General features: G+C 71.8%; 24 protein-coding genes, 1 tRNA gene and 1 pseudogene. 19 read left to right on the top strand and 7 right to left on the bottom strand.

Annotated features, from left to right (window positions below; all coding sequences use genetic code 11):
- The first annotated feature begins 78 nt into the window (after positions 1-78).
- From ACGFI8_RS05230 to ACGFI8_RS05210, 5 genes are read left to right on the top strand one after another with little or no spacing between them, the layout of a single operon-like run.
- Positions 79-936, top strand: coding sequence for a TatD family hydrolase (locus ACGFI8_RS05230; RefSeq protein ID WP_392800247.1), 858 nt, complete (start codon positions 79-81; stop codon positions 934-936).
- Positions 927-1781, top strand: coding sequence for a 16S rRNA (adenine(1518)-N(6)/adenine(1519)-N(6))-dimethyltransferase RsmA (rsmA, locus tag ACGFI8_RS05225; RefSeq protein ID WP_392801200.1), 855 nt, complete (start codon positions 927-929; stop codon positions 1779-1781). Before ACGFI8_RS05230 ends, rsmA begins: the two co-directional genes overlap by 10 nt.
- Before the next feature lie 9 nt (positions 1782-1790).
- On the top strand, positions 1791-2738 hold the full coding sequence (locus ACGFI8_RS05220) for a 4-(cytidine 5'-diphospho)-2-C-methyl-D-erythritol kinase (protein WP_392800244.1): 948 nt from the start codon (positions 1791-1793) through the stop codon (positions 2736-2738).
- Positions 2739-4544, top strand: a complete 1806-nt coding sequence (locus tag ACGFI8_RS05215; RefSeq protein ID WP_392800242.1) for an ABC-F family ATP-binding cassette domain-containing protein — start codon at positions 2739-2741, stop codon at positions 4542-4544.
- Between the two features lie 20 nt (positions 4545-4564).
- On the top strand, positions 4565-5035 hold the full coding sequence (locus tag ACGFI8_RS05210) for a DUF4383 domain-containing protein (RefSeq protein WP_392800239.1): 471 nt from the start codon (positions 4565-4567) through the stop codon (positions 5033-5035).
- Positions 5036-5107: 72 nt separating this feature from the next.
- Here ACGFI8_RS05210 and ACGFI8_RS05205 read toward each other — a convergent pair whose 3' ends face one another.
- Together ACGFI8_RS05205 and ACGFI8_RS05200 are read right to left on the bottom strand one after the other, a co-directional pair.
- On the bottom strand, positions 5108-5710 hold the full coding sequence (locus tag ACGFI8_RS05205) for a TetR family transcriptional regulator (RefSeq protein WP_392801197.1): 603 nt from the start codon (positions 5708-5710) through the stop codon (positions 5108-5110).
- An 80-nt stretch (positions 5711-5790) separates the two neighbouring features.
- A complete protein-coding gene (locus ACGFI8_RS05200; protein WP_392800237.1) occupies positions 5791-6768 on the bottom strand; it encodes an acyl-CoA desaturase in 978 nt (325 codons plus the stop codon).
- A 209-nt stretch (positions 6769-6977) separates the two neighbouring features.
- On the opposite strand from ACGFI8_RS05200, the gene ACGFI8_RS05195 reads away from it, so the two are divergent.
- From ACGFI8_RS05195 to cysN, 9 genes and pseudogenes are all read left to right on the top strand, one after another.
- Positions 6978-7052: transfer RNA gene (locus ACGFI8_RS05195), tRNA-Gln, on the top strand.
- 10 nt (positions 7053-7062) lie between these two features.
- A complete protein-coding gene (gene glmU, locus ACGFI8_RS05190) occupies positions 7063-8577 on the top strand; it encodes a bifunctional UDP-N-acetylglucosamine diphosphorylase/glucosamine-1-phosphate N-acetyltransferase GlmU (protein ID WP_392800235.1) in 1515 nt (504 codons plus the stop codon).
- Positions 8578-8610: 33 nt separating this feature from the next.
- Positions 8611-9591, top strand: coding sequence for a ribose-phosphate diphosphokinase (locus tag ACGFI8_RS05185; protein WP_392800232.1), 981 nt, complete (start codon positions 8611-8613; stop codon positions 9589-9591).
- A 384-nt stretch (positions 9592-9975) separates the two neighbouring features.
- Positions 9976-10590, top strand: coding sequence for a 50S ribosomal protein L25/general stress protein Ctc (locus tag ACGFI8_RS05180; RefSeq protein ID WP_392800229.1), 615 nt, complete (start codon positions 9976-9978; stop codon positions 10588-10590).
- A gap of 86 nt (positions 10591-10676) precedes the next feature.
- Positions 10677-11264 (top strand): aminoacyl-tRNA hydrolase, encoded by a 588-nt coding sequence (pth, locus tag ACGFI8_RS05175; RefSeq protein WP_392800227.1) that lies wholly within the window; start codon positions 10677-10679, stop codon positions 11262-11264.
- Positions 11265-11559: 295 nt separating this feature from the next.
- Positions 11560-12181: pseudogene (locus tag ACGFI8_RS05170) on the top strand (sugar transferase); the annotation flags it as partial.
- A complete protein-coding gene (locus ACGFI8_RS05165) occupies positions 12182-12940 on the top strand; it encodes a 3'(2'),5'-bisphosphate nucleotidase CysQ (RefSeq protein ID WP_392800225.1) in 759 nt (252 codons plus the stop codon).
- Between the two features lie 99 nt (positions 12941-13039).
- Complete coding sequence (gene cysD / locus ACGFI8_RS05160; protein WP_392800222.1) at positions 13040-13948, top strand: sulfate adenylyltransferase subunit CysD; 909 nt, start codon at positions 13040-13042, stop codon at positions 13946-13948.
- A 25-nt stretch (positions 13949-13973) separates the two neighbouring features.
- Positions 13974-15227 carry a sulfate adenylyltransferase subunit CysN gene (gene cysN, locus ACGFI8_RS05155; RefSeq protein ID WP_392801194.1) on the top strand — a complete coding sequence of 418 codons (1254 nt, stop codon included), beginning with the start codon at positions 13974-13976 and terminating at the stop codon, positions 15225-15227.
- Positions 15228-15235: 8 nt separating this feature from the next.
- Here cysN and ACGFI8_RS05150 read toward each other — a convergent pair whose 3' ends face one another.
- Positions 15236-16057 carry a hemolysin family protein gene (locus tag ACGFI8_RS05150; protein ID WP_392800219.1) on the bottom strand — a complete coding sequence of 274 codons (822 nt, stop codon included), beginning with the start codon at positions 16055-16057 and terminating at the stop codon, positions 15236-15238.
- 85 nt (positions 16058-16142) lie between these two features.
- Between ACGFI8_RS05150 and galE the strand changes: the two genes are divergently transcribed.
- Positions 16143-17126 carry a UDP-glucose 4-epimerase GalE gene (galE, locus tag ACGFI8_RS05145; RefSeq protein WP_392800217.1) on the top strand — a complete coding sequence of 328 codons (984 nt, stop codon included), beginning with the start codon at positions 16143-16145 and terminating at the stop codon, positions 17124-17126.
- 32 nt (positions 17127-17158) lie between these two features.
- On the opposite strand, the gene ACGFI8_RS05140 is transcribed toward galE, so the two are convergent.
- From ACGFI8_RS05140 to ACGFI8_RS05125, 4 genes are read right to left on the bottom strand one after another with little or no spacing between them, the layout of a single operon-like run.
- Complete coding sequence (locus ACGFI8_RS05140; protein WP_392800214.1) at positions 17159-18370, bottom strand: hypothetical protein; 1212 nt, start codon at positions 18368-18370, stop codon at positions 17159-17161.
- Entirely contained in the window at positions 18363-18860 is a 498-nt protein-coding gene (locus ACGFI8_RS05135) for an RNA polymerase sigma factor (RefSeq protein ID WP_392800211.1), read from the bottom strand. Before ACGFI8_RS05135 ends, ACGFI8_RS05140 begins: the two co-directional genes overlap by 8 nt.
- A gap of 59 nt (positions 18861-18919) precedes the next feature.
- Positions 18920-20200, bottom strand: coding sequence for a sialidase family protein (locus ACGFI8_RS05130; protein ID WP_392800208.1), 1281 nt, complete (start codon positions 20198-20200; stop codon positions 18920-18922).
- Positions 20190-20765: an RNA polymerase sigma factor gene (locus tag ACGFI8_RS05125; protein WP_392800205.1), complete on the bottom strand. Its 576-nt coding sequence runs from the start codon at positions 20763-20765 to the stop codon at positions 20190-20192. Before ACGFI8_RS05125 ends, ACGFI8_RS05130 begins: the two co-directional genes overlap by 11 nt.
- 78 nt (positions 20766-20843) lie before the next feature.
- Between ACGFI8_RS05125 and trpS the strand changes: the two genes are divergently transcribed.
- The 4 genes from trpS to ACGFI8_RS05105 are packed head-to-tail and all read left to right on the top strand — an operon-like array spanning position 20844 to position 23873.
- Entirely contained in the window at positions 20844-21878 is a 1035-nt protein-coding gene (gene trpS, locus ACGFI8_RS05120) for a tryptophan--tRNA ligase (protein WP_392800203.1), read from the top strand.
- 1 nt (position 21879) lies between these two features.
- Positions 21880-22419 carry a 2'-5' RNA ligase family protein gene (locus tag ACGFI8_RS05115; RefSeq protein ID WP_392800200.1) on the top strand — a complete coding sequence of 180 codons (540 nt, stop codon included), beginning with the start codon at positions 21880-21882 and terminating at the stop codon, positions 22417-22419.
- 3 nt (positions 22420-22422) lie between these two features.
- The gene (locus tag ACGFI8_RS05110; RefSeq protein ID WP_392800198.1) at positions 22423-23445 is read left to right on the top strand and encodes a YihY/virulence factor BrkB family protein; all 1023 of its coding nucleotides are present in this window, start codon (positions 22423-22425) and stop codon (positions 23443-23445) included.
- 8 nt (positions 23446-23453) lie between these two features.
- Complete coding sequence (locus ACGFI8_RS05105) at positions 23454-23873, top strand: hypothetical protein (RefSeq protein WP_392800195.1); 420 nt, start codon at positions 23454-23456, stop codon at positions 23871-23873.

The raw sequence follows: 23873 nt of genomic DNA, 5'->3' as shown, positions 1-23873 counted from the left end.
CGTGACGCTAGGGGCGGGTGGTTGTGCCGTGGTGAACGAAGCGTGAACGGCGAACCGAGGGTGGCATGCTTAACCCCGATGAGTGCGAGAAAACACAGTCGTGAGGGCACGTTCCCCCCGGCCCCCGAGCCGCTGCCGGTCGCGGTGCCGGACAGCCACACCCACATCGACATCACGCTCGAGGACCACGGCGCGGGCGGCCCGGCGACCGTCGAGGACGCGGTCGCGCTGGCCACCGCGGCCGGGATCGACCGGCTCGTGCAGGTCGGCGTGGACGTCGAGTCGTCCCGCTGGGGCGTCGAGGTCGCCGAGCGCCACCCGGCGGTCGTCGCCACGGTGGCCCTGCACCCCAACGACGCGCCCCGGCAGGCCGACCTCGACGGCGCGCTACGCGAGATCGAGCGGCTCGCCGCCCACCCGCGGGTGCGCGGCATCGGCGAGACCGGCCTGGACTACTTCCGCACCGGCGAGGAGGGGCGCAAGGCGCAGCACGAGAGCTTCCGCGCCCACGTCGCGATCGCCAAGCGGCACGGCAAGACGCTGGTCATCCACGACCGCGACGCCCACGAGGACGTGCTGGCCGTGCTCGACGAGGAGGGCGCGCCCGACCAGGTCGTCATGCACTGCTTCTCCGGCGACGAGGAGTTCGCGCGGGAGTGCCTCGACCGGGGCTTCCTGCTGAGCTTCGCGGGCACCGTCACCTTCGGCAACGCCGCGCACCTGCGCCGGGCGGCGGCGATCACCCCGCTGGACGGGCTGCTGGTCGAGACCGACGCGCCGTTTCTCACGCCCATGCCGTACCGCGGCCGCCCCAACGCCTCGTATCTCATCCCGCTGACCGTGCGCGCGCTGGCCGAGGTCACCGGGCACGACCTCGACGCACTTTGCAACGCGATCTCGGCCAACGGGGAACGAGCCTTCGGACGCTGGTCGTGAGCCTGCTCGGGCCCGCCGACGTGCGGCAACTCGCGGAGCGGCTCGGCATCCGCCCCACCAAGCAGTTCGGGCAGAACTTCGTGCACGACCCCAACACCGTGCGCCGGATCGTGCGGGCCGCCGAGCTCGCGCCGGACGACGTCGTGCTGGAGGTCGGGCCGGGGCTCGGGTCGCTGACCCTGGCGCTGCTGGAGCACGGCAACCCGGTGTGCGCGGTCGAGATCGATCCGCCGCTGGCCGAGGCGCTGCCGGAGACGGTCGCGAAGTACACGCCGGAGCACGCCGATCGCCTGACCGTCGTGGCCGGGGACGCGCTGCGGGTGGACCTGGGCGGGCTCCGGCCGACGGCGCTGGTGGCAAACCTGCCGTACAACGTCGCCGTCCCGGTCGTGCTGCACCTGCTCGCCACCGTGCCGACGCTGCGGCGCGGGCTGGTGATGGTGCAGAAGGAGGTCGCCGACCGTCTCACCGCCGGGCCAGGCTCGCGGATCTACGGCGTGCCGAGCGTGAAACTTGCCTGGTACGCGACAGCGCGCCAGGCGGGGCGGGTGCCCCCCTCGGTCTTCTGGCCGGTGCCGAACGTCGAGTCGGGTCTGGTCGGATTTGCGGTACACGATACGATAAATCCCGACAAATCGGAAACCTTCGCCGTCGTCGACGCCGCGTTCGCCCAGCGGCGCAAGACGCTGCGCGCGGCGCTCGCCGGCTGGGCCGGGGGGCCGCCTGCGGCCGAGCGGATTCTGCGCGCCGCCGGGATCGACCCCGGCCTGCGCGGAGAGCAGCTCACGGTGGATGACTTCACGCGCATCGCGAGCCAGCGACGCCGGGCGGAGGCGTCCGGGTAGGGTGCAGCAGTGACCGAGCCGCTCTTCTCCGAGGACGAGGAGTTCGACCGGCCGCGCCTGGCCGCGCATGGACCGGTCCGGGTCCGCGTGCCCGCGAAGATCAACCTCCATCTGCACGTCGGCCCGTCGCGCCCGGACGGCTATCACGAGCTGACCACGGTGTACCACGCGATCGGCCTCTACGACGAGATCACCGCGCGCCGCGGCGACACGCTGACGCTCACCATGGAGGGCGAGGGCACCGGCGAGCTGTCCCTGGGCGAGGACAACCTCGTCATGCGCGCGGTCCGGGCCCTGGCCACCGAGACCGGTCACGACCCGCACGCCCGGCTGCACCTGAAGAAGCAGATCCCGGTCGCCGCCGGGCTCGCGGGCGGCAGCGCCGACGCGGCCGCCGCGCTCGTGGCCTGCGATCAGCTGTGGGGCACCGGGCTCTCCCGTGACGACCTGGCCACCATCGCCGCGACGCTCGGCTCGGACATCCCGTTCCTGGTGCTCGGCGGCACCGCGCTGGGCACCGGCCGGGGCGAGCTGGTGAGCCCGATCCTGACCGGCGGGCACGCGTGGCACTGGGTGCTCGCGGTCGCCCACGAGGGGCTGTCCACCCCGGTGGTGTACCGCGCCTTCGACGAGCTCGGCGGGCGCACCAGCGCCGGCCCGCCCGACGGGCTGATGGCCGCGCTGCGCCAGCGTGACCCCGAGGTCCTGGCCGGCGAGCTCGCCAACGACCTGCAGGCCGCGGCCCTGCACCTGCGCCCCGAGCTGCAGCAGGTGCTCGACGCCGGGCTCGACGCCGGCGCGCTGGCCGGCATGATCTCCGGCTCCGGGCCGACCTGCGTGTTCCTGGCCGAGGACGCCCGCCATGCCGCGCTGCTTGCCGCCGAGCTCGAGGCGCGTGAGTGCTGCCGCGCCGTGCACACTGCCGTCGGCCCCGTTCCCGGCGCGAGGGTGCTGTAGATGGCCAACATCGTCAACCTGGACAAGGTTTCCAAGACCTACCCCGCGGGCCGCATCTTCGACGAGGTGTCGCTCGGCATCGACGACAGCGACCGGATCGGCGTCGTCGGGCTCAACGGCGCCGGCAAGACCACCCTGCTGCGCATGCTGACCAAGGCCGAGGAGCCGGACTCCGGCCGGGTCACCCACCGGCGGGGCCTGCGCGTAGCGGCCCTCCCGCAGCGCCTCGACCTGCCGCCAGCGGCGACGGTCCGGGACGTCATCGTCGGCTCGGCGTGGCTGCCCGCCGGGTTCGCCGCGGAGCACGAGTGGGCCGGCGACGCGGGCGTGCGCACGGTGCTCAACGGGCTCGGCATGCCGCACCTGGGCCTCGACGCCCCCGTCGGCCCGATGTCCGGCGGCGAGCGGCGCCGCGTCGCGCTGGCCGCGCTGCTGGTGCGCCCGGCCGACCTGCTCATCCTCGACGAGCCCACCAACCACCTCGACGTGGCCGGCATCGACTGGCTGGCGCGGCACCTGCTGCGGCGCCGGGGCGCGCTCATGGTGGTCACCCATGACCGGTGGTTCCTCGACGCGGTGTGCACCACGACCTGGGAGGTCGCCGACGCGACCGTGCGCTCCTACGAGGGCGGCTACGCGGCCTGGACCCTCGCGCGGGCCGAGCGGGTCCGGGTCGCCGCCGAGACCGAGGCGCGCCGGCAGAACCTGCTCCGCAAGGAGATCGCCTGGCTGCGCCGCGGCCCGCCGGCCCGCACCAGCAAGCCGAAGTTCCGCATCGACGCGGCCAACGCGCTCATCGCCGACGTCCCGCCCGCCCGTGACACCGTGTCGCTGCAGCGCCTCGCCGTGACCCGGCTGGGCAAGCAGGTGTACGAGCTGGAAGGGGTTCGGCTGGAGGCCGGCGGGCGGACCCTGCTCGAGAACACCAACTGGATCGTCGGCCCGGGTGATCGCATCGCCGTGCTCGGCGCGAACGGGGCCGGCAAGACCACGCTGCTGCGCGTGCTCGCCGACCTCCGCGAGCCCGACGGCGGCCGGGTGCTGCGCGGCACCACGGTCCGCCCGGCGTTTCTGTCCCAGGAGCTGCACGAGCTGCCCAACGGGCGGCGGCTGCTGGAGGCGGTCGAGGAGGTCGCCAAGCGGGTCCGGCTCGGCGACCGCGAGCTGTCGGCGGCGCAGCTGGCCGAGGTCTTCGGCTTCACCGGCCCGCGCGTCTGGACCCCGGTCGCCGACCTCTCCGGCGGTGAGCGGCGCCGGCTGCAGCTGTTGCGGCTGCTGGCCACCGAGCCCAACGTGCTGCTGCTCGACGAGCCGACCAACGACCTGGACATCGACACGCTCGCCGCGCTCGAGGACCTGCTCGACACGTGGCCGGGCACGCTCGTGGTGGCAAGCCACGACCGGTACCTCGTCGAACGGGTCGCCGACACCGTCTACGGCATGTACGGCGACGGCCGGCTGGTCCACCTGCCGGGCGGCGTGGACGAATTCCTGGCGCACGTGTCGGACTCCGAGGGCTTCGCCGCGCCCGCGCCCAAGGCTGGGGCGGGGGCCGCGCCCGCCGACCGGGCGCCGGACCTGCGCGCCTCCGACAAGGACCAGCGTGCGGCGAAGAAGGAGCTGGCCAAGCTGGAGCGCAGCATCGACCGCCTGACCCAGAAGGAGGAGACGCTGCACGCGCAGTTGGCCGAGCACGCCACCGACTACGCGAAAATCACGGAGCTGGACGCTCAGCTGCGCGCGGTACAGCAGGAGAAAGCCGATATCGAGGAGCAGTGGCTCGCCCTGGCCGAGATCGCCGGGTGAGGTCATCTTAGGATTGACCCATGGCCGCTCACTTTCCGATCAACCACCACCTCCGGCCGCTGTACCGGCTGCTCGCCGGGGTGACGGGCCTCTACATGCTGGTCTTCGGCGTGGTCGGCTTCGTGCAGACCTCCGGCGCCTCGCTCTTCACCCGTCACGAGACCGAATGGGTGCTCGGCCTGCGCACCAACCCGGCGTTCGCGCTGCTGTCGCTGGTCGCCGGCGTGGTCGTGCTCGGCGCGAACCTCATCGGCCGCAACGTGGCGCACCAGATCAACCAGCTGGCCGCCGTCATCCTGACGATCGTCGGCATGGCGTCGCTGGCGGTGATGCAGACCGAGGCCAACGTCTTCGCCTTCTCGATGGTCAACGTGATCGTCACGTTCGTCCTGGCCGGCGTCGTTGGCGTCGCGAGTCTCTACGACCGGGTCGGCACCTCGTCGGCCGCGAAGGCCGAGGAGGACTTCCGGCACGGCCCGCGCGCCGCGTAAGCAGCACCGTCCCCGCACCGTAAGAAGCCCGGTCCCGGCGCGGGACCGGGCTTCGCGTTGTTCGCCCGTACCTCACTTCCCGTGGCGGGTGACCAGGGTGGGCTTGCCCTCCATGTTGGACAGGCCGTTCCACGCCAGGTTGACCAGGTGCGCGGCCACGACCTCCTTCTTGGGCTTGCGCACCTCCAGCCACCAGCGGCCGGTCAGCGCGACCATGCCGACGAGGGCCTGGGAGTACAGCTCGGCGAGCTTCGGGTCGAACCCGCGGCGCTTGAACTCCGCGCCGAGGATGTGCTCGGCCTGATGGGCCACGTCGTTGAGGACGCTCACGAAGTTGCCGGTCGTGGACATGACCGGCGACTCCCGCACCAGGACCCGGAAGCCGTCGGTCTCCGCCTCGATGTAGTCCAGCAGGGCCAGCGCCGCCTGTTCGAGCAGCTCGTGCGGGTGGCCGGCGGTGAGCGCGTTGGTGATCCGGTCGAGCAGCGAGCGGACCTCCCGGTCGACGACCACCGCGTAGAGGCCTTCCTTGCCACCGAAGTGCTCGTACACCACCGGCTTGGAGACCTTCGCCCGCGACGCCACCTCCTCGATGGAGGTGGCGTCGAAGCCCCGCTCGGCGAACAGGGCGCGGCCGATCGAGATCAGCTGCTCGCGGCGCTGTGCCGAGGACATCCGCACCCGCGACTTGGTCGAGATCGGCGGCGGCGGCGGTACGGGTGGCCGCGGTTGCTCGAGGTCCTCCGGGCGCTCGGTCACCCGTTCATCGTGCCAGCCGCCACCCGCTTGGCGTCGAGCCGGTCTCGCTTGGGCCACCGGATGTCGGTCGCCCAGCCCAGCTTCTCGAAGATCCAGATCAGCCGCGCGTTGATGTCGATCTGGCCCTTGTCCACCCCGTGGCGGGCGCAGGTGGGGTCGGCGTGGTGCAGGTTGTGCCAGCTCTCGCCAAAGGACAGGATCGCCAGCGGCCAGAAGTTGGTGGCCCGGTCGCCCTCGCGGGTCTCGAACGGCCGCTCGCCGTAGACGTGGCAGATCGAGTTGATCGACCAGGTGACGTGGTGCAGCAGGCCGATGCGGACCAGGCCGGCCCAGAAGAACGCGGACAGCGCGCCCTGCCACGACCAGGTGACCAGGCCGGCGATGATCGCGGGCAGGGTCGCCGACAGGGTGACGATCACCGGGAACAGCTTGTCGATGACGCGGATGTCCTTGTCGGCCATCAGGTCGGGGGCGAAGCGCTCGCGGTTGGCCAGCTCGCGGGAGAACAGCCAGCCGACGTGGGCGTAGAACAGGCCCTTGACCAGACCGCCGAAGGACTCCCCGAAGCGCCACGGCGAGTGCGGGTCGCCCTCGCGGTCGGAGAAGGCGTGGTGGCGGCGGTGGTCGGCGACCCACTGCGTCGGGCTGCCCTCGATCGCGGTGCTGCCGGCGATCGAGAGCGCGATGCGCAGGCCGCGGTTGGCCTTGAAGGAGCCGTGGGTGAGGAGGCGGTGGAAACCGGTCCCGATGCCCAGGCCGCCCATGACGTAGAAGACCAGGCCGAGGACGACGTCGAGCCAGCTCAACCCCCAGCCCCAGGCGACGGGGACGGCGGCGACCAGGGCGACGAACGGCAGGACCACGAAGCCCCACAGCGCCACGATGATGCCAGGGTCCTGTTTGCCCTCGGTGAGCGGCTTCGGCCCGCGGTCGGGGCCCTCGGTGGGCGCTGGATCAAGGACCGATACGGACATGGCACCTCTCAAGGGAATCGTCGCCGGGCGGGGGCTACGCCTACGTCACCGTAACTTACGGGGGCGTAGGTTGACTATACGAGGCTCGTGTCAAGTCGATTACCCCTCGCTTCGTGTGATCTTCATCGGATCGTCGCCCGAACCCGCGCACGGGTCGCCCTGCGGGCAAATGGGATCGACGGGCAAGTTAGGCTTCGGATGCGGCGTAATGGGGTGTGGGGTAACGGCAGCCCGCAGGCCTTTGGAGCCTCGCAGTCCTGGTTCGAATCCAGGCACCCCAGCCACTTGACTACGATGAGGCGCACCGACACCGTCGAGGAGCGCTCCGTGAGAAACGTGATCATCCTGGCCGCCGGCGAAGGCAAGCGGATGAAGTCGTCGGTCCCCAAGGTCCTGCACCCCATACTCGGACGCACGCTGCTCGGGCACGTGCTGGCCGCTGCCGAGCCGTTCCTGGACAGCGGGACCGTGACCGTGGTGGTGGGACACGGGGGCGATCAGGTCCGCGAGCACCTGGCCCAAGTCGCACCCGAGGCGACACCTGTCACCCAGGCCGAGCGGCGGGGGACCGGGCACGCGGTGCGCATCGCCCTGGAGGCCAACCCCGACCTGACCGGCACCGTGGTCGTGCTCAACGGCGACATCCCGCTGCTGCGCGCGGACACGCTCGCCGCGCTGGTGCACACCCACGAGAACACCAAGGCGTCGGCCACCGTGCTCACCGCCGAGGTCGACGACCCGACCGGCCTCGGGCGCATCGTGCGCAGCCGGGGCGGCGAGTTCGCCGCGATCGTGGAGGAGCGCGACGCGACGCCGGCCCAGCGGGCGATCCGCGAGATCAACTCCGGGGCGTACGTCTTCGAGGCGTCCGCGCTGCGGGAGATGCTCGGCAAGCTCTCCACGGACAACGACCAGGGCGAGGAGTACCTCACCGACGTCATCGGCATGCTGGCCGGGGCCGGCGCGCCGATCGTCGCGCACCGCGCCCCCGACGCCACCGAGACCCTCGGCGCCAACGACCGCGCCGAGCTGGCCGGCCTGCGGGCGATCATGCGCGACCGGATCAACGACGAGTGGATGCGCTCCGGGGTGGCCATCATCGACCCGGCCACCACCTGGATCGACGTGACCGTCAGGCTCGAGCCCGACGCGGTCGTCGAGCCCAACACCCACCTGCGCGGGGCGACCAGCGTCGGCGAGGGCGCCGTGGTCGGCCCGGACACCTCGCTCATCGACGTGGTCGTCGGGCCGGGCGCGGCGGTCGTGCGCACCCACGCGGTGTCCTCCGAGATCGGACCGCAGGCCTCCGTCGGGCCGTTCGCCTATCTGCGCCCCGGCTCCCGGCTCGGTCGCAAGTCGAAGGTCGGCACGTTCGTGGAGACCAAGGCCGCCGAGCTGGGCGAGGGCGCGAAGGTGCCGCACCTGTCATATGTCGGGGATGCCACCATCGGCGAGCACACCAACATCGGCGCGGCCACCGTCTTCGTCAACTACGACGGCGTGCGCAAGCAGCGCTCGGTGATCGGCGCGCACGCCCGCACCGGGGCCGACAACATGTTCGTCGCCCCCGTCCACGTGGGTGACGGCGCCTACACGGCGGCCGGCAGCATCATCATCAAGGACGTGCCGCCCGGCGCGCTCGGCGTCTCCCGGGCCCAGCAGCGCAACATCGAGGGCTGGGTGGAGCGCAAGCGGGCCGGCACCGCCGCGGCCGAGGCGGCACACGCCGCCCTGGAGGCCGCCGGCCGTGAAGAAAACCACGTCGGCGCCGGTCAAGTGGGCGAAGCCCCGCCCCACGACGAAGAATGAGCGCAACGACGAGATCGGGAGCGGGCGACCCCAATGGCCAGCATCAGTTCGGAGAACCGCAAGAACCTCATGCTCTTCTCCGGCCGGGGATTCCCCGCGCTGGCGGAGGAGATCGGCGCCGGGCTCGGGGTCGATCCGACCCCGATGGACGCCTACGACTTCGCCAGCGGTGAGATTTTCATCCGGTACCGCGAGTCCGTCCGCGGTTCCGACGCGTTCGTCGTCCAGTCGATGGTCTCGCCGATCAACGACTGGCTGATGGAGACGCTGATCATGGTGGACGCGCTCAAGCGCGGCTCGGCGAAGCGCATCACCGTGGTCCTGCCGTTCTATCCGTACGCCCGGCAGGACAAGAAGCACCGCGGCCGCGAGCCGATCTCGGCCCGGCTGGTCGCCGACCTGCTCAAGACCGCGGGCGCCAACCGCATCCTCACCGTCGACCTGCACACGGCCCAGATCCAGGGCTTCTTCGACGGGCCGGTCGACCACCTGTTCGCGATGAACACGCTGGCCGGCCACATCGACGCCAAGTATGCGGGCCGCCCGATCACGGTCGTCGCGCCCGACTCCGGCCGGGTGCGGGTCGCCGAGCGGTGGACCGACCGGCTCGGCGGCTGCCCGCTCGCCTTCATCCACAAGACCCGCGACCCCAGCAAGCCCAACCAGGTGGTCGCGAACCGGGTCGTCGGCGAGGTCGAGGGCCGGGTCTGCCTGATCGTCGACGACATGATCGACACCGGCGGCACGATCGTCAGCGCGGCCGACATCCTCTTCAGCGAGGGCGCCGCCGAGGTCGTGGTCGCCGCGACCCACGCGGTGCTCTCCGACCCGGCCTGCGAGCGGCTGGACGGCAGCCGGATCAGCGAGGTCGTGGTGACCAACACGCTGCCGCTGCCGCCCGACCGCAAGGTGGACAAGATCACCCAGCTGTCCATCGCCCCGCTGCTGGCCCGCGCCATCCGCGAGGTCTTCGACGACGGCTCGGTCACGACCCTCTTCGGCGGCCTGTCCTGATCGTCCGCCGACGGGCCGGCTCCGGCGCGTGACCCGCACGCGCCGGACCGTACCGGTCGCCCCGCCGTTCGGCCGACTCCGGCGCGTGATCTGCACAACCGGGCGGGGAGGGTGCTGAAGGCGCCCGGTGCCTCGGGTAAGCTAGTGCGGTTGCCACGGCGAGGGTGCTCCCACGGGCCGGGCATGCGGTTCCTGTGTGACTGCCGGGTGTTCGCACCCCGACGGCCACACAGGAACCGACATGACGGCCGAGCGGGCTCCGTGATCGACGCGGTGCTTCGGGCCTGTGTCCGTGCGCCCCCTCGCCCGAGCGCCGCACCAAGACAACTGTTACCGGTCGCGCCGGCCGGTGCCCGCCGCACAACCCGCATCAGGAGTTTTGTCGTGTCCGAGGTAAAGATCAGCGCCGAGCCCCGCACCGAGTTCGGCAAAGGTGGAGCCCGTCGCACGCGCCGGGCCGGCAAGGTGCCCGCCGTGCTGTACGGCCACGGCGAGAAGCCCCGTCACATCGCCCTCCCCGCCCGTGAGTTCGCCGCGGCGATCCGCCACGGCGGCATGACCCAGGTCTTCAACATCGAGATCTCCGACGGCAGCGCCGCGCTGGCCCTGCCGAAGGCCATCCAGCGCGACCCGATCAAGGACACCTTCGACCACGTGGACCTGCTGGTGGTCCGCCGCGGCGAGAAGGTCACCGTCGACATCCCGGTCCAGCTGACCGGCGAGGCGGCCCGCGACACGCTCGTCATGCACGAGAGCACCACGCTCGCCGTGCTGGCCGACGCCACCAGGCTGCCGGACCACCTCGAGGCCTCGATCGAGGGCCTCGAGGCGGGCAGCCACGTGACCGCGGCCGACGTCAAGCTGCCCGCGGGCGTCGAGCTCGCCGCCGACTCCGAGCTGGTCATCGCGGTCGTCACCACGGCGCAGATCCAGCCGGTCGCGGCCGAGGGCGAGGAGGCCGCGGCCGAGGCGCCGGCCCCTGCGGCGGCCGAGGCCTGATCAGCCCGTATCCAGCCTGTACTTCGTGAGAAGGTCGCGGATCGCCCTAGCGGCGGCCCGCGACCTTCGCCTATGAGGAGGATCCGGTGACGGACGCCGCGCCCTGGCTCGTCGTCGGGCTGGGCAACCCCGGCCCCGAGTACGCGCGCCACCGCCACAACGTCGGCTTCATGGTCGCCGACCTGCTCGCCGAGCGGGCCGGGCTGCGCTTCGGCCGGCACCGCCGGGTCGTCGCCGATGTGGCCGAGGGGCGCCTGCGCGTCGGCGGGCCCCGGCTGGTCCTGGTCAAGCCGCTGACCTTCATGAACCTTTCGGGCGGCCCAGTCGCCGGCCTGGCGCAGTTCTACAAGGTGCCGCGGGAGCAGATCATCGCGGTGCACGACGAGCTTGACATCCCGTGGACGCAGCTGCGCCTGAAGCAGGGCGGCGGGGAGGGCGGCCACAACGGCCTGCGCTCGATGTCGAGCTCGCTGGGCGGCAAGGACTACCTGCGGGTGCGCTTCGGCATCGGCCGTCCGCCGGGCCGGCAGAACGCCGCCGACTTCGTCCTGTCCGACTTCTCGGCGGTCGAGCGCAAGGAGCTGGACTACTTCGTCGACCGGGCCGCGGACGCGGTCGAGATGATGATCGAGCAGGGCCTGGAGCCGGCCCAGAATCGATACCACGCGGACTGACCATCCTGTCCGTCCGGCCCCGCGGGCCGCCGTGACGAATGTCCGAGTTGCACGTTGTACTCCAGGTTGCACCGTTTGCAGAAGCGGTCCCCTGAGGAGGCGGGCGTGGCGATCGACAGCGGACGTACGCGGGATGGCTTTCACCGCCCGGCTCACCTCCGCCGCGAGGACCGCCCTGGCCGCCGCGAGGAGCGCGCTGCGAACGTCCGCCGCGATCGGCCCGGGCCGCCCGTCGAGCAGGAGGAGCGGAAGCCCGCCGAGGAGGAGCCGGATCGATTGCGGGCATCCGCCGCCCATCCGGCCGGTGGACGGCCTGCCGATGCTGCACGTCGAACACCCGACCCTGACCGGCGACCGCGACGGCACTCCTGGTGCTCGCCAGCCCATTGTTGGCCCTTCTGGCGCTAGCGGTTCGCATGGAGTCCACCGGCCCGGTACTGTTCCGTCAGGTAAGAGTGGGGAAGGACGGTCACGAGTTCGTGATCTTCAAGTTCCGCACCATGCACATCGACGCCGAAGCCCGCCTCGCCGAGCTGCGGCACCTCAACGAAGTCGACGGCGCGCTGTTCAAACTGCGCAACGACCCGCGGGTGACCCGCGTCGGGCGGCTTCTGCGCAAGTTTTCGCTCGACAAGCTGCCGCAGCTGCTCAACGTGATCGGCGGCAGCATGTCGCTGGTCGGGCCGCGCCCACCGCTGCCGGAGGAGGTCGCCGTGTATCCGGACGACGCCCGGCGCCGGCTGGCCGTGCGACCCGGGATGACCGGTCTTTGGCAGGTTTCCGGCCGGTCGGACCTATCGTGGGACGAAGCGGTCCGCCTCGACCTGCAGTACGTGGAGAACTGGTCGCTTTCCCTCGACCTGGTGATCATGCTGCGGACGTTGAGCGCGGTGACCCGAGGGGCTGGAGCGTACTGAATGACCGACCTACCACCCGCCACCGACGGCGGGTTCGCTCGCTGGCTGGCCCAGCGGGCCGGCGACCTGCTGCTCAAGCTGCGCGAGGAGATGGGGTACTCCGACCCGGACGCCCTGCGCAAGGCCGGCGACCAGCTGTCGCACCAGCTGCTCATGGAGCAGCTCGAGCGCTGGCGCCCGGCCGACGCGGTGCTCTCCGAGGAGGGCGCCGACAGCTCCGCCCGGCTGCACGCCGAGCGGGTCTGGATCGTCGACCCGCTCGACGGCACCCGCGAGTTCGGCGAGGAGGGGCGCGCCGACTGGGCCGTCCACGTGGCCCTCTACGCGGGACGCCTGGTCGCCGGCGCGGTGGCGCTGCCCGCGCAGCACTGCGTGCTCGGCACCGACGCGCCGCCGCCGTTCCCGCCGATGCCGGGCGTGCAGGGCGAGCCGATCCGGCTGGCCGCGAGCCGCACCCGCCCGCCGGCGCTGCTGAGCGCGCTGGGGGAGAAGCTTCCGATCGAGCTCGTACCCATGGGCTCGGCCGGCGCCAAGATCGCCGCCGTGATCGACGGGGCGGTCGACGCGTACGTGCACGCCGGCGGCCAGTACGAGTGGGACTCCGCCGCGCCCGTCGCTGTGGCTCTCGCCACGGGTTTGCATGCTTCCCGTATCGACGGGACTACGTTGGAATACAACCAGCCCGACCCACGCCTGCCCGACCTGGTGGTGTGTCGGAAGGCATTGGCGCCTCAACTGCTGGCCGCGATCAACAGCTGAAAGGTCCCGCCAACCAATGAGCGGTACGAAGCGGAGCGGAGTGGCCGCTCATCGGATTTGCAGGTTTCACTCAGCCCAGAGCGAAGCGGAGGCGACGGCATGAGTCGCCCCCCTTATCGCGTCTCCCATCTGGATGCTCTCGAGGCCGAGAGCCTGTTCGTCATGCGCGAGGTGGTCGCCGAGTTCGAGCGGCCCGTGCTGCTGTTCTCCGGCGGCAAGGACTCGATCGTGATGCTGCGGCTGGCCGAGAAGGCCTTCGCGCCGGCCCGGATCCCGTTCCCGGTCATGCACGTGGACACCGGGCACAACTTCCCGGAGGTGCTGGCCTACCGCGACCGCCGGGTGTCCGAGCTCAACGTGCAGCTGATCGTGGCGAGCGTCCAGGAGGCGATCGACACGGGGGCGGTGCGCGAGTCGCCCGACGGGATGCGCAACCGGATCCAGACGCCGGTGCTGCTCGGCGCGGTCGAGAAGTACCGATTCGACGCCCTTTTCGGCGGCGCGCGCCGCGACGAGGAGAAGGCCCGCGCCAAGGAGCGGGTCTTCAGCTTCCGCGACGACTTCGGCCAGTGGGACCCGCGCAACCAGCGCCCGGAGCTCTGGGCGCTGTACAACGCCCGGATCGCCCCCGGTGAGTCGATCCGGGTGTTCCCGCTGTCCAACTGGACCGAGCTGGACGTCTGGCACTACATCGCCCGGGAGGGCATCGACCTGCCCAGCATCTACTACGCGCACGACCGCGAGGTCGTGGACCGGGCCGGGATGCTCTACGCGATCAACGAGTTCCTGCCGCTCAAGGCGGGGGAGACGCCGTTCGTCGAGCGGGTGCGCTACCGGACGGTGGGCGACGCGAGCTGCACCGCCGCGGTGCGCAGCGACGCCGACACGATCGACAAGGTCATCGACGAGGTCGCCGCCACCCGCATCACCGAGCGCGGCGCGACCCGCGGCGACGACAAGGTGAGCGAGGCGGCGATGGAAGACCGCAAGCGTGAGGGGTACTTCTAAGGTGACCGCCGTGATCGAACGCCAGATGGACCTGCTCCGCTTCGCCACGGCGGGCTCCGTCGACGACGGCAAGTCGACCCTGATCGGGCGGCTGCTGTACGACTCGAAGGCGATCTTCGAGGATCAGCTCGAGGCCGTGGAGGCCACGTCCCGTTCCCGCGGCGACGAGTACACCAACCTCGCGCTGCTGACCGACGGCCTGCGCGCGGAGCGTGAGCAGGGCATCACGATCGACGTGGCGTACCGCTACTTCGCCACCCCGCGGCGCAAGTTCATCATCGCCGACACGCCGGGGCACATCCAGTACACCCGCAACATGGTCACCGGCGCCTCGACGGCCGACCTGGCGCTGATCCTGGTCGACGCGCGCAAGGGCCTCGTCGAGCAGTCCCGCCGGCACGCGTTCCTGTGCTCGCTGCTGCGCGTGCCGCACCTGGTGCTCTGCGTGAACAAGATGGACCTCGTGGACTACTCGCAGGAGGTCTTCGAGCGCATCGCCGACGAGTTCACCTCGTTCGCGGCCAAGCTCGAGGCGCCCGACCTGACGGTGATCCCGATCTCCGCGCTGCACGGTGACAACCTGGTCACCCGCAGCGACAACATGCCGTGGTACGAGGGCCCGTCGCTGCTGCACCACCTTGAGCACGTGCACATCGCCTCCGACCGCAACCTGGTCGACGTGCGGTTCCCGGTGCAATACGTGATCCGGCCGCAGTCCACCACCGTGTCGGACTACCGCGGCTACGCGGGCCAGATCGCCAGCGGCGTCATGAAGCCCGGCGACGAGATCATGGTGTTGCCGTCCGGCTTCACCACGAAGATCACGCACATCGAGACGGCCGACGGCGAGCTGCGCGAGGCGTACCCGCCGATGTCCGTGACGATCCGCCTCGCCGACGAGATCGACATCGCCCGGGGCGACATGATCTGCCGGCCGAACAACGCGCCGGCGGTCGCCCAGGACATCGAGGCGATGATCTGCTGGATGGACGAGACGCGCCCGCTGACGGTCGGCGGCAAGTATGCGATCAAGCACACCACGCGCTCGGCGCGCACGGTGGTTCGCGGGCTGCAGTACCGGCTGGACGTGAACACGCTGCACCGCGACGAGTCGGCGACGCAACTGACGCTGAACGAGATCGGGCGCGTGAAGCTGCGCACGACGGTGCCGCTGCTGGCGGACGAGTACCGGCGCAACCGCACCACCGGCGGGTTCATCATCATCGACGAGTCCACCAACCGCACGGTCGGCGCGGGCATGATCATCGAGGCCGGCTGAGGCTCGGGTCACGACGGCTGGCGCGGCGGGGGAACCGGCCGCGCCACCGAGATGCGCGCCACCCGACGGCCCTCCACGGTGCTCACCTGCAGGTGCCAGCCGTCGTGGCGCACGTTGTCGCCGACCTCGGGCAGCTTGCCCAGCCGCGCCATGAGGAAGCCCGCCACCGTCTCGTAGGGGCCGGTCGGCAGCGTCAGGCCGGTGCGCTCGGCGAGGTCGGCCAGGTTGAGCCGGCCATCGATCTCGTGCCTGCCCTCGTCCACCCGCGGCGGGGCGGGCGGCGCGTCGTACTCGTCGTGGATCTCCCCGACGAGTTCCTCGATCAGGTCCTCGAGGGTCACGATGCCGGCCGTGCCGCCGTACTCGTCGACGACGACCGCCAGGTGGTGGCCCTCGCGGCGCATCTCGGACAGGGCGGCGAGCACGCGCTTGCTGGCCGGCAGCCGCTTGATCTCGCGGGTGAGGTGGCGCAGCGTGACCGCCGGGTCGACCACGGGCAGCAGGGTCAGGTCGCGCACGTGGACGAAGCCGAGGACGTCGTCCGGGTCGCCGTCGATGACCGGGAAGCGGGAGTGTGTCGCCCGGCGTACCGCATGAACGGCGTCGGCGACCGTGAGTGACGCGTCGAGGAAGACCACCTCGGTGCGCGGCACCATCACCTCGCGGACGTGCCCGGTGCCGGAGTTCACCGTGATGAGGGTTCGCAGCTGCGCCTCGGATATGCGGGGCGTGCGCGGGGTAGCGTGAAGACGCTCCGCCCAGCGATGCAGCAGGGCGGCTACAGCCTGTCGTATGGTTCCGGGGCCAGTCTGATGGCCGGGCTCCGGCATAGCACAAAGTGTAGGCGTCCGGCTCCCGGTCGTTCACGTGCGAAGTGTAAATTTGTTTGAACGCGTCGACTTTTGGGAGGTTGTTGTGAGGCTGCTCGTCACCGGGGGTGCCGGGTACATCGGCAGCGTCGTCACCGCGCTGCTGCTGGACGCCGGGCACGAGGTGGTGGTGCTCGACGATCTCTCCACCGGGCACGCCGAGGCCGTACCCGAGGGCGCGCGCTTCGTGCGCGGCCGGGTGCACGACGCGATCGGCGACCTGCTGACGCCGTCGGCCGGGTTCGACGGGGTGCTGCACTTCGCGGCCTTCATCGCGGCCGGCGAGAGCGTGCAGAGGCCGGAGAAGTACTGGGAGAACAACGCGATCGGCACGCTGCGGCTGCTCGACGCGATGCACGCGGCCGGGGTACGCCGCCTGGTGTTCTCGTCCACCGCCAACGTGTACGGCGACCCCGACGTGGTGCCGATCCCGGAGACGGCCGCGGTGCGCCCGCCCAACCCGTACGCGACCTCGAAGCTCGCCGCCGACCACGCGCTCACCGGCTTCGCCGTGGCGCACGGCTTCTCCGCGGTGAGCCTGCGGTACTTCAACGTCGCCGGTGCCCTGCGCCGCCCCGACGGCTCGATAATCGGCGAGCGCCACGACCCGGAGACGCACCTGATTCCGATCGCCCTGCAGGTGGCCGCGGGCCGCCGCGAGAAGCTGCAGATCTTCGGCGACGACTACGACACCCCCGACGGCACGAACATCCGCGACTACATCCACGTCGCCGACCTGGGCGCGGCGCACCTGCTGGCGCTGCAGACGATGGACGACCAGGACTCCCGGGCAAGCCACCGGATCTTCAATCTGGGCAACGGCACCGGCTTCTCCAACCGTCAGGTCGTCGAGGTGGTACGCCAGGTCACCGGCCATCCGATCCCGGTCGAGATGGCCCCGCGCCGCCCCGGCGACCCGGCCCAGTTGGTCGCGTCGTCGGACAAGGCGAAGCGCGACCTGTCGTGGACGCCGCAGTTCCCCGACCTGTCCACGATGGTCGCCGACGCCTGGTCCTTCATGCGCCGCTGACCCACCCACCTCGGCGCGGGCATTCGGACGGTTTACTGGGCGTCCAGCTTCTGCCAGGTTGAGCCGTCGACGGAGAACGCCGTGTAGATGGTGGCCATGCCGTACGCGACGTAGCCGCCCTCCGTCCGCGCCAGCCGCATCGTCGCGTGCAGGCCCTCCAGCCGGTGCCACGACACGCCGACGTCCTCCGATACGAGCCAGTGGCCGTAGCCGTCCACGATCAGCAGGCGGCCGTCCAGCAGCGGGACCAGGTCGCCGCCGATCGTGGCCTGGCCCGCGGTCGGGTGCACCGGGCCGAAGGTCGCGCCGCCGTCCGTGGACTCCGCCACGCCGAGCAGATGGTCCGGACCGGCCGCCGACTCGGTCGGCGGGGAGACCACCGTGACGTACACGCTGCGGCCGAGCGTCGCGGCCCGGGCGTACGCGGTCCCCGGGAAGCCCGTGAAGGCGCTGACCGACCAGTGCGAGCCGTCGTCGCGCGACACCGCCACGGCCGGGTGGCCGTTCGCGTCGCGGCCGCCGATCCACCAGGAGCCGTCGCCCGCGCGGACCGGGGACCACCAGCATGCCGTGATGGGCGGCTGCTGCCGGAGCGTGGCCAGCTCCGAACCGGCGAGGGCACCGGTGGCGTCGCCGCAGGCACCGGCGCCGAGGGGCACCAGCCGAGAGGCGCCGGTGAGCCCGGTGAGCCCGGCCGGCGGGGCTGGCGGCAGGGCGGACGAGGTCCAGTGCTCGCCGTCGGCGGTGCTCGCCCGCGGGTAGTCGGGGGCGGTGCCGAGCAGTGTGACCGCGTCCCCGCCGGCGACGAGCGTGGGCAGCCCGGCGACCGGCGAGGGTGTGGTGTGCCAGGTCGCGCCGCCGTCGGTGGTGACGCTGAGCCATGCGGTACAGCAGTCCGCGGTGAGCAGGAACCCGCGCTCGGCGTCGAGGAACTCGGCCTCGCGGACCAAGCCGGGCAGGTCGCGCGGCGGGTGGGGCAGGCCGACGACGGTGATCCCCTCGGTGGACCATGTGCCGGACGGGTCGGACGCGGCGACCGTCGGGGGCGGGGGATCGCCGCCGCGCAGCGAGGCGAGCGCGCCGCCCCCGACCGCGAGCGCGGCCAGGGCAGCCACGCCGGCCCGGGCGGCGAGGCGGCGGCGGCGCAGCTCGGCGGCCCGGGCGGCGATGACCGAGAGCGGCGGCTGGTCGATGTCGAGGCGGTCGCGCTCGGCGCGCAGCCGCGTCTCCAGCTGGTCAGGCACGGGCCACCTCGTACCCGTCGAGGAGCGCGGCCAGCGCCGCCCGGCCCCGCGACAGCCGCGACTTCACGGTGCCGGTGGGGACGTTCAGCGCGGCGGAGATCTCGTCCACGCTGAGGTCGGCGTAGTAGTGCAGCACGATGACCTCCCGGTAGCTGCGTGGTATGGCGTCGAGCGCCTTGTTCAGGTCGGTGGTCAGGTCGGTGCTCGTGTCGAGGCCGGGGTCGGGCCGGTCCCGCAGCGGGTGCTCGCGCAGGAGGATCAGGTCGAGGACCCGGCGGCGGCGCCACCGGCGGCGGACGACGTTGAGCGCGACGGTGCGCAGCCAGGCCTCGGGGTTGTCGATGCCGGCGAATCCGCGTGGGCGCGCGACGGCCCGCGCGAACGCCTCCTGCACGACGTCCTGCGCCTCGCTCAGGTCCGTGGTGAACGCGAAGAGCTGCACGACCAGCCTGCGGTAGCAGGCGTGGTACACCTCCTCGACGTCGCCCACGCCATCAACGATCCCCGGGAGCGGCGCCCGGTTCCCGCGATTTCCGGTCAGTTTTCCCGTCAGTTCGGCAGTACGGTGGCGGACAGTGCGGCCTCCTGCCAGGCGTGGGCGTCGGTGGAGACCTGCGCGGGGTCGCCCAGGGACGCGTAGCCGTTGTCGACGGGGGCGATGGCGCCGCCCGGGCCGGCGACGGCGCCGAAGTGCTCGCCGTCGTTGCTCTCCAGGAAGATCGTCTCGGTGTCCGCCTGGAGCCACAGCAGCACGGACCGGTCGGGGCGGACCAGCGCGCCGAAGGGGTGGTTTTCCAGCGTCTTCAGCGACGCCGGGAGCTCGATCGGGGTGCGGACCTCGCGCCAGTTCGCGCCGCCGTCCGAGGTGCGGAAGAAGCGGATGGCGCGGGTGTACCGCACGAAGGCCCACGCGTTGTGCCCGTCCAGGGTTACCACGGTCGGCACGTCGATGCCGGGCGGGGCGTCCAGGGTGCTCGCGGTCCAGTGCTGGCCCTGGTCGACGCTGACGCTCACGGCCGGCGCCCCGGTGTGCAGGTCGACGCCGGCGACCCACCACCCGATCCCGGCCGGCAGCCCGTTGAGGACGGTGCGGCGGGCCATCGGCGGCTGGCCGACGAGGCTCAGCGCGCCGTCGGTCCCGCGCACGCCGAACAGGTCGCCGTACTGCACCAGTTGCACCGCCCGATCGCTGCCGCCCAGCGGAAGGTGCTCGCTGGGCCCGATCACCGGCGAGCCGGTCTGCGCGGACATCTGGGTCTGGGTGTCGTCGGTGAGCCGGAACTGCACGCAGGAGCGCGACCCGCCGCTGACCTCGCCGCTGAGCATGTAGGTGCCGGTCGCGATGCGGGTCAGCTGGACGTTGCTGATCTTGTCCAGCGGGCTCGCCCGCAGCGCGTCGAGCACGTATGGGGTGCGCCGCCCGGTGGCGCCGCCGAGCGTGGTGACCTGCAGGCTGCAGCGGCGGGCCTGCGGCACCTCGACGCAGACGTCGACGGCGGCGACCGGGTCCGGCAGGTCGCCCGCGGCGGCGAGGACCGTGATCGTGGACGGGAAGCGGCCGGTGGCGCTCGGCGTGACCGACGGCCCCGGGTCGTACGCCCCGCTGAGGTCGGGATTGGGGCCCAGCACGGCGGGGGCCGGCCGGCCGAAGATGCCGGCGAGCGCGACCGGCGCGAGGACGCCGAGCGTGCCGAGCAGCGCGCCGAGCACGGCCATGCGGTCGCGCATGCGGACCCGGCCGGCGCGCCGGTAGAGCGTGCTGAAGTCGGGGACCCAGGTGGCCGCCTCGATCTGCGAGCGGAGCGTGCGGAAGTCCAGCTCAGGGCGCATCTCGCACCTCTTGCGGCTGGATGGCCGGCGGCCGCCGGCGGGCGGAGTCCGCGGAGTTTTGGCCCGCCTCGACGTCGCTGAGCAGGGTGGCGAGCATCGCGCGGCCGCGTGACAGGCGCGCCTTGACCGTGCCGACCGGCACGCCGAGCGTCTCGGCGACCTCGTGCACGGACATGTCCGCCAGGTGGTGCAGCACGATTGTCTCCCGCGTGGCCTGCGACAGCTGCTGCAGGGCGGCGACCAGGGCGACCCGGTTGGGGTCGACGCCCGGCACGCTCTCCACCGGCCGGGCGACCCGGCCGCTGCGCACCAGTGTGTCGAACAGGCGCCGCCGCCGCCAGCGCGTGCGTGCAAGGTTCATGGCGACGGTGCGCAGCCACGCCTCCGGGTCGGCGACGTCGAGGAACTGCCGGGGCCGGGCGAGGGCCCGCGCGTACGCCTCCTGGACAAGGTCCTGCGCCTCGGCGTGATCGCCGGTCAGCGCGTAGAGCGCGGCCACGAGACGGCGGTAGTGCGCCTGGTACGCATCGCGTACGGCCTCGCGCGCCTCCAGCTCGTCGCCCACGCGCCACCTCCCTCGTCCGCCACCCGTCACGCTCACCAGACAGACGCCTGTGTGGAGCTTCCGGTTGCGCCTGACAGAATGGCGGGCATGTCGTCTCCCGCCCGGCCGCGGGTCCTCTCCGGGATCCAGCCCACCGCCGAATCGTTCCACTTGGGCAACTATCTCGGCGCCGTGCGCAACTGGGTGGCGTTGCAGGAGACCCATGACGCGTTCTACTGCGTCGTCGACCTGCACGCGATCACCGCGGGTCACGACCCGGCGCTGCTGCGCAAGCGCACCCGGGTGAGCGTGGCACAACTGCTCGCCGTGGGCCTCGATCCGGAGCGGTGCACGCTGTTCGTGCAGAGCCACGTGCCCGAGCACGCCCAGCTCGCCTGGGTGATGAACTGCATCACCGGCTTCGGCGAGGCCAGCCGGATGACGCAGTTCAAGGACAAGTCCGCCAAGCAGGGTGCCGACCGTTCCAGCGTCGGGCTGTTCACCTACCCGATCCTGCAGGCCGCGGACATCCTGCTGTACCACGCGGACGTCGTGCCGGTCGGCGAGGACCAGCGCCAGCACCTGGAGCTGACCCGCGACCTGGCGCAGCGGTTCAACACCACGTTCGGCCCGACGCTCACCGTCCCGGCGCCGTACATCGTCAAGGACACCGCCAAGATCACCGACTTGCAGGAGCCGACGGCGAAGATGTCGAAGTCGGCGTCGACCGCCAACGGCCTGGTCGAGCTGCTGGAGGAGCCGGCGAGGATCGCCAAGAAGATCAAGTCAGCGGTCACCGACACCGGCCGCGAGATCACCTTCGACCAGGCGAACAAGCCCGGCGTGTCCAACCTGCTCACGATCTACGCGGCGCTGACCGGCCGGACGATCGACGAGCTGGTCGAGGCGTACGACGGGAAGGGCTACGGCGACCTGAAGAAGGACCTCGCCGAGGTCGTGGTCGAGTTCGTCAAGCCGATCCAGCAGCGCACCAACGCCTACCTCGACGACCTGTCCCAGCTGGACAAGCTGCTCGCGGTCGGCGCCGAGAAGGCGCGCGCGGTGGCCGCGCCGACGCTGAGGTCGGTGTACGACCGCATCGGCTTCCTCGCCCCCGGCGCTGCCGCGCACTGAGGTGGACAAGACCACCATCGGCGTCGCGATCGACATCCCGGAGCCGTGGGGCGGCGAGCTCACCGCCGCCCGGCTGGCCGCGGGTGACCGGGTCGCGGAGTACGTGCCGGCTCACGTCACCCTGCTCGGTCCGACCGAGGTCGACGCCGCGGACCTGCCCGGGATCGACCGGCACCTGTGCGAGGTCGCCCGGTCGCACCGGGCGTTCACCGTGCGGCTGCGCGGCACCGGCACGTTCCGGCCGGTCACCCAGGTGGTGTTCGTCGCGGTCGCGGCCGGCATCAGCGAGTGCGAGCAGCTGCACGAGGCCGTGCTCGCGACGAGCGCGATCCGTGACCCCGCCCGCATCGCGGCGCGGTTTCCGTATCACCCGCACGTGACGGTGGCCCACGACGTACCGCCCGCGCAGCTCGACGCCGTGTTCGCCGACCTGGCCGGGTACGAGGCGTCGTTCGCGGTCGGCGGGTTCACGCTCTTCGAGCACGACGACGGCGGCCGGTGGCGTCCCTATGCGGAGTACCGCCTCGCGACGGACGATTGAGGGGTGAGCACCCTCGACCGGCTGGAGGCCGGTTTCGACCGCGCGGTGGCCGCGGCCCGGCGCCGATCGCGGGTGTTCGACCATGTCTGGCGGGCGCAGCAGCGGTACTTCGACGTCGACGCCGTCCGCCTGGCCGCCGCGACGGCCTACTACGGCTTCTTCGCCGTGTTCGCGATGGTGGTCGTGCTGTTCTTCATCCTCGGCCGGGTGCTGGGCGGCAACAAGCTCGTCGTCGAGCGGGTGCAGGTCTATCTGCAGACCAACCTGCCCCAGCTGCACTCCGACGAGATCTTCGCCGGCAGCCAGCAGATCGGCCTGCTCGCGCTGGCCGGCCTGATCATCGCCGGCGTCGGCTGGGTGGAGAACCTGCGCTCGTCGCAGCGGGCCCTGTGGCAGCTGCAGCAGCACCCGGGCAACGCGATCGTGCGCTGGCTCGTCGACCTCGCCGTCCTCGTCACGCTGGGCCTGCTGCTGCTGATCTCGATCGGCATCTTCGCCGGGGTGCAGGAGCTGCTGTACTGGCTGGCCGGCGACGCCGGGCAGGACCCGGTGCGGGTCGCCCTGCGCGCCTTCTCGACGCTGCTGTCCGGCGTGGTCGACGTGTTCCTCGGCGCGGCCCTGCTGGTCGGGGTGCCCCGGCTGCGCATGTCGCTGCGCCGGCTGTGGCCCTCGGCGCTGCTGTTCGCCGTCGGGCTGGGCCTGCTCAAGACGCTGGGGAAGTGGTACATCACCCGCACCGAGCACAACCCGGCCTACCAGCTGGTCGCCGGCACGATCGGGCTGCTGCTGTACATGTACCTGCTGCACCAGCTGCTGCTGTTCGCCGCGTCGCTGGCCGCGACCAGCCCGCACGGCCGGGTCGTCGACCTCGCCAGCGGCCGTCCGCGCGCCGACGTGCACGAGGCCCGCCGCGCCGCGGAGCTCGTGGAGCGGGCGGCGGAGACGACGGAACGGGCGGCGGAGATCGCCGCGCACGTCACACCCTCCGGCGGTTCGGCGGGTGCCGAGCGCCCGGAACCGTCATGATGGGCGCCGTGGGTGCACTCGTGACTTTGGACCTGCCGGCCGACGCGCCGGCGCTGACCCTGCCGTGGATCATCACCTTCGGCCCGATGAACGACGAGGAGGAATGGGAGCCGGTCGTGTGCGGCCCCTACGAGCGCGCGCACGCGCTCGCGCTGGCGGAGGCCGTGGTGGCCGACGAGGAGCTGATGGCGGTCGTGGAGCCGCTGCAGCCGCACGTGACCGTCGCGCAGATCCAGGGCGACATCGCCGCCTCCCGGATGGCGGCCGAGACCGAGGACGTGGAGACGGCCGCGCTCGACGCGGAGCTCGCCGGCTACGACGACGAGGACGATCACGATCACGACCACGGCGACCACTCGCACGAGCCGCCGTCGGTCGACGAGATCCGCGAGGGCTTCGCCCGCATCGCGGCCAAGCTGACGAGCTGA

It is taken from the genome of Dactylosporangium sp. NPDC048998 (assembly GCF_043197855.1).
Lineage (GTDB): Bacteria > Actinomycetota > Actinomycetes > Mycobacteriales > Micromonosporaceae > Dactylosporangium.
The sequence above is the reverse complement of the archived record's forward strand: the minus strand, read 5'-3'. Positions and strand labels throughout refer to the sequence as shown.

Excerpts from the sequence above, each read along its gene's own strand:
- ACGFI8_RS05230 (WP_392800247.1), top strand. The coding sequence starts at position 79 with ATGAGTGCGAGAAAACACAGTCGTGAGGGCACGTTCCCCCCGGCCCCC.
- ACGFI8_RS05215 (WP_392800242.1), top strand. The coding sequence starts at position 2,739 with ATGGCCAACATCGTCAACCTGGACAAGGTTTCCAAGACCTACCCCGCG.
- ACGFI8_RS05210 (WP_392800239.1), top strand. The coding sequence starts at position 4,565 with ATGGCCGCTCACTTTCCGATCAACCACCACCTCCGGCCGCTGTACCGG.
- ACGFI8_RS05205 (WP_392801197.1), bottom strand. The coding sequence starts at position 5,710 with ATGTCCTCGGCACAGCGCCGCGAGCAGCTGATCTCGATCGGCCGCGCC.
- ACGFI8_RS05200 (WP_392800237.1), bottom strand. The coding sequence starts at position 6,768 with ATGTCCGTATCGGTCCTTGATCCAGCGCCCACCGAGGGCCCCGACCGC.
- glmU (WP_392800235.1), top strand. The coding sequence starts at position 7,063 with ATGAGGCGCACCGACACCGTCGAGGAGCGCTCCGTGAGAAACGTGATC.
- ACGFI8_RS05185 (WP_392800232.1), top strand. The coding sequence starts at position 8,611 with ATGGCCAGCATCAGTTCGGAGAACCGCAAGAACCTCATGCTCTTCTCC.
- ACGFI8_RS05165 (WP_392800225.1), top strand. The coding sequence starts at position 12,182 with ATGACCGACCTACCACCCGCCACCGACGGCGGGTTCGCTCGCTGGCTG.
- cysD (WP_392800222.1), top strand. The coding sequence starts at position 13,040 with ATGAGTCGCCCCCCTTATCGCGTCTCCCATCTGGATGCTCTCGAGGCC.
- cysN (WP_392801194.1), top strand. The coding sequence starts at position 13,974 with ATGGACCTGCTCCGCTTCGCCACGGCGGGCTCCGTCGACGACGGCAAG.
- ACGFI8_RS05150 (WP_392800219.1), bottom strand. The coding sequence starts at position 16,057 with ATGCCGGAGCCCGGCCATCAGACTGGCCCCGGAACCATACGACAGGCT.
- ACGFI8_RS05130 (WP_392800208.1), bottom strand. The coding sequence starts at position 20,200 with ATGCGCCCTGAGCTGGACTTCCGCACGCTCCGCTCGCAGATCGAGGCG.
- trpS (WP_392800203.1), top strand. The coding sequence starts at position 20,844 with ATGGCGGGCATGTCGTCTCCCGCCCGGCCGCGGGTCCTCTCCGGGATC.